This window comes from Microbacterium sp. bgisy203 (assembly GCF_057706945.1).
The window spans coordinates 711561-717906 of record NZ_JBYIPF010000001.1; the positions used below are offsets into that span (position 1 = coordinate 711561).

Annotated in this window: 7 protein-coding genes; 5 read left to right on the forward strand and 2 right to left on the reverse strand. The window is 71.9% G+C overall.

All coding sequences use genetic code 11. The features are described 5' to 3' along the window. The first annotated feature begins 41 nt into the window (after positions 1-41). Positions 42-347: a hypothetical protein gene (locus AC3ENQ_RS03425; protein WP_431801682.1), complete on the forward strand. Its 306-nt coding sequence runs from the start codon at positions 42-44 to the stop codon at positions 345-347. A gap of 28 nt (positions 348-375) precedes the next feature. Here AC3ENQ_RS03425 and AC3ENQ_RS03430 read toward each other — a convergent pair whose 3' ends face one another. Then, positions 376-1305 (reverse strand): NAD-dependent epimerase/dehydratase family protein, encoded by a 930-nt coding sequence (locus tag AC3ENQ_RS03430; protein ID WP_431801684.1) that lies wholly within the window; start codon positions 1303-1305, stop codon positions 376-378. A 118-nt stretch (positions 1306-1423) separates the two neighbouring features. Beyond that, positions 1424-2620, reverse strand: a complete 1197-nt coding sequence (gene dinB, locus AC3ENQ_RS03435; protein ID WP_431801686.1) for a DNA polymerase IV — start codon at positions 2618-2620, stop codon at positions 1424-1426. A gap of 130 nt (positions 2621-2750) precedes the next feature. Here dinB and AC3ENQ_RS03440 point away from each other — a divergent pair, with 130 nt between their 5' ends. From AC3ENQ_RS03440 to AC3ENQ_RS03455, 4 genes are all read left to right on the forward strand, one after another. Continuing rightward, positions 2751-3656, forward strand: coding sequence for a hypothetical protein (locus AC3ENQ_RS03440; protein ID WP_431801688.1), 906 nt, complete (start codon positions 2751-2753; stop codon positions 3654-3656). After that, entirely contained in the window at positions 3649-4059 is a 411-nt protein-coding gene (locus AC3ENQ_RS03445; RefSeq protein ID WP_431801690.1) for a GIY-YIG nuclease family protein, read from the forward strand. The genes AC3ENQ_RS03440 and AC3ENQ_RS03445 overlap by 8 nt, the downstream gene beginning before the upstream one ends. Before the next feature lie 82 nt (positions 4060-4141). Beyond that, a complete protein-coding gene (locus AC3ENQ_RS03450) occupies positions 4142-5080 on the forward strand; it encodes an ADP-ribosylglycohydrolase family protein (RefSeq protein WP_431801691.1) in 939 nt (312 codons plus the stop codon). A 45-nt stretch (positions 5081-5125) separates the two neighbouring features. Further along, on the forward strand, positions 5126-6070 hold the full coding sequence (locus AC3ENQ_RS03455) for a phosphotransferase family protein (RefSeq protein ID WP_431801693.1): 945 nt from the start codon (positions 5126-5128) through the stop codon (positions 6068-6070). Positions 6071-6346 lie beyond the last annotated feature (276 nt).

Below are 6346 nucleotides of genomic sequence, written 5' to 3' on the forward strand. Positions count from 1 at the left end.
CCGCCATTGCCCATCGAGCGCGGGTGTGCTGGCATGGGTGCATGCCTGTCATCGCGTACGTCCTCATCGTGATCGTCGGCGTCGCACTGTGGACCGCGTCGCTGGTCGTCGTGTCGCGCGCGAATCCCGAAGACCTCATCCCGTTCTGGCGGAACCCGCCGCACGTTCCCGGCAAGGCCCTTGCTCTGCGCGTCTTCGGGATCCTGCTGGTTGTCGGCGGAGCCACGACGGGCGGCTCGCAATACCCGGGGTCACCGCTGCCGATCATCGCCGTCGTGCTGGGGTTGCTCCTGCCTCTGCTGCTCGTCAACCTGGCCCACAACCGGCGGGTCGAGGCTCAGTCCTGACGAGCCCGGCCCGTCCGGAACGGACGGCTCAGGCTGAGCGCTCCCCCGCGATCTCGGCGAGACCCTCCGTGTACGACGTGATGCGGAAGTCAGGGAACGCGGCGGCGAACTTCGTCGAGTCGAAGAGGTTGTCGTGCGCATAGCGCGGGAGCAGTTCGCGGATCTCCCGTGCCTGCGGTGAGACGATCCCCGCGGCGCGCAGAAGCCACGCCGGGACGACCCGGTAGCGGTCCTTGGCCTCGAACGCCGCCGCGGCGTCGGCGACGAAGGTGCGATACGTCGGGTGCTCGGGCGATACCGGCAGGTGCCACGTCTGGCCGAAGGCGTCTGGCGTGTTCCCGAGCAGCGCGAGGGCGCGACTCGCGTCCGGCGTCCAGATGAGTGAGCGGCGGCGATCGTCGCGCACCGGCACGAGCGGCGTCTCGCCGGCGGCCAGCCGCTCGGTGATGAGACGGTTCGTGAAGCTCTGCGTCTTGCCCGGTCCGTAGAACTCCGGAGCGCGCGCGACGAGCACCGGGATGTCACCGCGCGCCATCTCGTCGAGCACCATCTCGGCCATCTCCGCGCGCACGCGACCCTTGGGGCCGACTGGCGCGAACCGGGTGGCCTCGGTCTGGACGCGATCGTCCTGCGGGTACATGTACGTGTTGTCGAAGTACGCGAACGCCGCGCCCGCGGCGGATGCCGCGTCGAGCGCGTGCCGCAGCATCGACGGGAAGCGGGTCTGCCACAGTTCGGTGCTCGCGGGCAGCCCCGCCGTGAAGTAGACGATGTCGCTGCCGGCGACGGCGCGTTGCGTCTGCGCCGCGTCGGTCAGATCGGCGGCCACGACGGTGTCGGTGGCGTTCACCGCGACCGGATGCCTGCTGACCAGCCGAAGCTCGGTCGTGTATTCGCGGGCCAGCTCCCGCGCGAGCTCCGTCGCTATCTGTCCGCCTGCTCCGAGAATCGTCTGCACCCTTCGATTGTCTCGCCGTTTCCCTCCTGCCGTCTCGCTCGTGCGCGCTCACTCGGACCGTCTCGCTCGGGCTCCCTCGCTCGGGCCCCCTCACTCGTGCTCTCTCGCTCGTGCCGCCTCACTCGTGCTCCGGCAGCAACGGCGCGTCCCATCCGGTGTCGCGCCCGATCTGCGTCGCCCGGGCGACAGACGCCGCCCCGAAGCGGTCGCGGACGGCATCCAGCACCGAGTCGAGCTGCGCGCCGTCGCCCCAGTCGATCGGCAGATCCGCCGGCAGCGCGTCGCCGCGCACGAGGTGCGAGAGCGAGATGCCGATCAGGCTGATGCCGCGCGCCGAGATCTCGGGCATCGCCTCGGCGAGCAGCGTGCGCGCGATGCCCCCGAGCAGCCCCGTCCGATCGGTCGCTGTTCGGAGCGTGTGCGAGCGGGCAGCGCGCGCGAAGTCGCCGAAGCGCAGTCGGAGGGTGACCGTGCGGCATCCCCGCCCTCCGTCGCGCAGTCGCCGTCCGAGGCGATCGACGATCTGGGTCAGGATGACGTCGAGCTCGTCGGGCGCGCGCGGGCGGTTGCCGAGCGCACGTTGCGAGCCGATCGACCCGCGCCGCGTCGTCGTGACGACCGGTCGCGGGTCGCGCAGCCGCGCCATCGCGTGCACGTGCGCGCCCGCCGCGCGTCCGAGCAGACGCTCCGCCGTCGCCTCTTCGAGCTCGGAGAGCTGCCCGACGGTGCGGATGCCGAGGCGATGGAGCTTCTCGGCGGTCACGGCACCGACGCCCCAGAGCCGCTCGACGGGCAGCGGGTGGAGGAACTCCTCCTCCCTTGCCGGGTCGACGCGCAGAAGCCCGTCGGGCTTGCTGACCGCGCTCGCGACCTTCGCGAGGAACTTCGTCCGCGCGATGCCGACCGAGATCGGCAGCCCCACCTCCGCCCGGATGCGCACACGCAGCGCTCGCGCGATCTCCTCGGGCTCGCCGGCGATACGCCGGAGGCCGCCGACCTCGAGGAACGCCTCGTCGATCGAGAGTCCTTCGACCAGCGGCGTCGTGTCGCGGAAGATCGCGAAGACGGCGCGGCTGGCGGCTGTGTAGGCATCCATGCGGGGAGGGACGACGACGGCGTCCGGGCACAACTCGCGCGCCTGCCGCCCGCCCATCGCGGTGCGCACCCCGCGCGCCTTCGCCTCGTAGCTCGCGGCGAGCACGACCCCGCCGCCGACGATGACCGGGCGCCCGCGGAGTTCGGGCGCGTCGCGCTGCTCGACCGACGCATAGAACGCGTCGAGGTCGGCGTGCAGCACGGTCGCCTCCCCTCGCATCTCGCCCTCCCCCGATCAGTCCGCGTGCATCGTGTACGCATGCTCACACGCATCGTCACACCGATGCTCACACGGGGCTCCGACATCGACTTTCGAACCGATGTCCGAGGCTCGACGTAGTGTGCGACGCATGGCGGAGAGGATCCAGGACTGGTGGGCGCGGCGGCAATTCTCGCGCGGGCGCGCGGTGCCGTACGAGGTCGGCGCGTACCGCGAGGCGTGGGCGTCGTTCCCGATGCTCGTGCGCCAGTATCACCCCGACCTCAATGCGGGCATCGTCTTGTCGCAGATCCCGCCCGCCGCCGACGTGCTGCTGCTGTGGCAGTGCGAGGCGGGGCACCTGTTCGTCGCGACGCCGACCGAGCAGCGCGGCCGTCCCGGCGGGCGTCGGCGCAGATCCGCCTGGTGCCCGGATTGCACTGCGGAGGCTGCGCCGTCGCGCGTGCAGCCGGCGCCGCGGCTGCCCGGGCGGCGCTTGTCCGAGGCCCGTCCGTCTGAGGCCCGTCTGTCCGGCGCGCGGATGCCGTCAGCACCGGCATCTACGCAGCGGCGCGCGTCCCCGGCATCCGCGCGCCTCTGCCGGAAGACTCCAGACGTCGCCGTCGGTACACCGTTCGTGAGCGCCTGCGCGCCGAAGCCGGCCTCAGCCGCCGAAGCGGCGCTGCGCGTGGCGGTGTTCGATGCCCTCGCCGTCACGCGCGGCATGAACGCGGTGCGCGTCGCCCGCCCCTTCTTCGACCACGTCGAGGTGTGGCCCGACATCCTCCTGCCCGAGCTGCGCGTCGCGATCGAGTACGACACCGTGGGGCGGTTCGGGCTCGAGCACGTCGGCCCGCGGGAGGAGTCCGACCGGCGGAAAGACCGCGCCCTCCGCGCTGCCGGCTGGGAGGTGGTGCGGCTGCGCACCGGCACGCTCCCCGCCCTCGGCCCGCACGACCTCACCGGCGCGACGACGAGCCGGCGCGGTATCGAACGGCTGATCGATACGCTCTGCGACATCCGCGGGCCCCTCCTCGTGGACGCCTACCGTGTCTGAGCGCTGCGTGCTGTGCGGGGCCGATGCCCTCGCGCCGAGCGCGCGCGAATGCCCCGTGTGCGGGTGGGTCGTGGGCGACGCTCCGGATGCCGAGCTGCCGCGCCCGCGCATCGATGTCGTCTACTACCTGCGCTGGGACGACCGCATCAAGATCGGCACCTCGTCGCGGCCGCGGCGGCGCCTCGCGGCAATCTGGCACCAGCAGTTGCTCGCGTTCGAGCCGGGCGACCGCACCGTCGAACGTGCGCGTCACGCGCAGTTCGCGCATCTGCGCGAGGGCGGCGAGTGGTTCCGTGCCGATGCCGAACTCGTCACGCACGCCGCCGCGCTCTCGGCCGGCGCCTCGCCGTGGGATGCCTACGCACGCTGGGTAGCCGAGGCGCTCCGTCGGAATGTGAGCTGAGCGTTGACGCCAGCGGAACTGAGGGGAGTGCGACGATGGAGACGACGCGTGCGCGCCGAGCCGTGCGCGACGGGAGGACACGATGACGCTCACCGCCGATCAACTCGACCGCGCCGTCGGCGCCGTTCTCGTCTCGGCTGCGGGCGATGCCCTGGGCTCACAGTACGAGTTCGGTCCCGCGCTTCCCGACGATGTCGACCCGGAGTACGGGACGGGCGTCTTCGGTCACGGCGTCGGCGAGTGGACCGACGACACGAGCATGGCGGTCGCGATCCTCGACCAGCTCGCCGCGGGGCGGACGCTCGAAGATCCGGATGCCGTCGCCGCGCTCGTCGCCGCGTGGCGCGAGTGGGCCCTCACCGCGAAGGACGTCGGCGCGCAGACCCGCACCGTGCTGAGCCTGCTCGGCGACGACACCGGCGAGACCGCCGCGCGCGCCGCGTCGAAGGAGAGGCACGACCGCGCCGGCCGGAGCGGCGGTAACGGGTCACTCATGCGTACCGGCCCCGTCGCGCTCGGGTACCTCGACCGGTCCCCCGCCGAGCTCGCCGAAGCCGCTCGCCGCGTTGCCGAACTCACCCACTGGGAGGACGATAACGGCGACGCCGTCGTGCTGTGGTCGCTCGCGATCCGCCACGCGATCCTCACCGGCGAGCTCGACATGCTGGGGCAGCTCGACGCCCTGCCCGCCGAGCGCCGAGATCGCTGGCGCGGTTTCATCGACGAGGCGACGGCTCCCGGCATCCACCCGCGGGACTTCCGCGCCCAGAACGGGTGGGTCGTCCGTGCGTTCCAGGGCGCGCTCGCGGCGGTCGCGGGTGCCGACTCGCCGCGCGAGGCGATCGTCCGTGCCGTGCGCGGGGGAAATGACACCGACACCGTCGCCGCGATCGCCGGCTCCCTCGCCGGTGCCGTGTGGGGCGCGAGCGCGCTACCGGATGCCGATGCGCAGGTCCTCTACGGCTGGCCCGGGATTGACGGGGATGAGCTGGCGCGGCGGGCGCGGGCGGCGGTGGCCTGACGACCTTCGAGCGAGATCTACGCACGACGGCGAGAGGATGCGGTGATGACCGATCAGAGCACGGTGCAGGGCGGCCGCAACCGGCTGACCTGGGCCGACTGCCCGCCGGAGGTGCGTGCCCGGATCGAGTCACTGTGCGGGTCAAGCGTCGTCTCAGCCGTAACGTCGTTCGGCGGCTTCTCGCCGGGTCTCGCGTCGACGCTGGTCCTCGCCGATGGTCGGACGGTGTTCGCGAAGGCGGCCTCGACCGACACGTCCGACCGCGCGCGCGATCTGTACCGGCGCGAGCGGGACATTCTCGGGCTGCTGCCCCGACAGGTTCCGCACGCGGACCTTCTGGCATCCAGCGAGTTCGACGACTGGATCGTGCTGCTGTACGCACACATCGAGGGCCGCCACCCCGTTCCCGGCGATGCCGCCGACCGTGCCGCGATGTTCGACACGTATGCCGCGCTGTCCGAGCTGCTCGACCCGAGCCCCATCGACCTTCCGCCGTTCGAAGAGGTCAGCGCCGGCAGTCTGGATGCCTGGTCGCGCGCGGGCGCCGACGCACCCGCCGCGCGTCTCGACCCGTGGATCGCCGACCACATCGACGCGGTGATCGGCTACTCCCGATCGTGGCGCGAAACCGTGCACGGGAGCGCGCTCGTCCACGGTGACCTCCGCGCCGACAACATGATGCTCGCGAGCGACGGGATGATCGTGCTGGACTGGCCCGAGGCGAGCATCGGTGCGCCGTGGCTCGATGTCGTGCTCGCACTGCCGAGCATGGCGATGTTCTCGGGAACGCCGCCGATCGAGGAGATGGGTCGACAACCAATGCTCCGCGCAGTGGATGCCTCCGCGCTGCGGTCGGTGGTCGCCGCGATGACGGGATTCTTCCTCTGCGCGTCGACGGAACCGGTGATCCCACAGCTCCCCACCCTGCGCGGGTTTCAACGCGAGCAGGGCCTTCGCGCAGCGGCGTGGCTGCGGGCGCTGTCGGAGTGATTTGGACTGGCTGTGGCCGCGGTGGGCAAGCGCCGCGCAGACCGACACCGCCGCAGGCGCACCGCACGATGGCGGGTCCGATTGGGGCGGTGCGCGTTGAGCGGACGGCTTCGAGCAATCCAGATCAGGGCGGTCTGCGCGCTCGACTCGACCGCATAGGCCGGTCCTAGCGTTGCCGCTTGCGGCATGGGCGCCCCCGCGGTGGCACGCGAATGCGCCTCGCGTGACGGAACGGACCTGAGCTACCGAGCGTGACCGCAGTGCGAAGCGAAGCAA

Bases quoted from the DNA above. Each gene is read 5' to 3' on its own strand.
- AC3ENQ_RS03450 (WP_431801691.1), top strand. From the start codon at position 4,142: ATGACGCTCACCGCCGATCAACTCGACCGCGCCGTCGGCGCCGTTCTC.
- AC3ENQ_RS03425 (WP_431801682.1), top strand. From the start codon at position 42: ATGCCTGTCATCGCGTACGTCCTCATCGTGATCGTCGGCGTCGCACTG.
- AC3ENQ_RS03455 (WP_431801693.1), top strand. From the start codon at position 5,126: ATGACCGATCAGAGCACGGTGCAGGGCGGCCGCAACCGGCTGACCTGG.
- dinB (WP_431801686.1), bottom strand. From the start codon at position 2,620: ATGCGAGGGGAGGCGACCGTGCTGCACGCCGACCTCGACGCGTTCTAT.
- AC3ENQ_RS03440 (WP_431801688.1), top strand. From the start codon at position 2,751: ATGGCGGAGAGGATCCAGGACTGGTGGGCGCGGCGGCAATTCTCGCGC.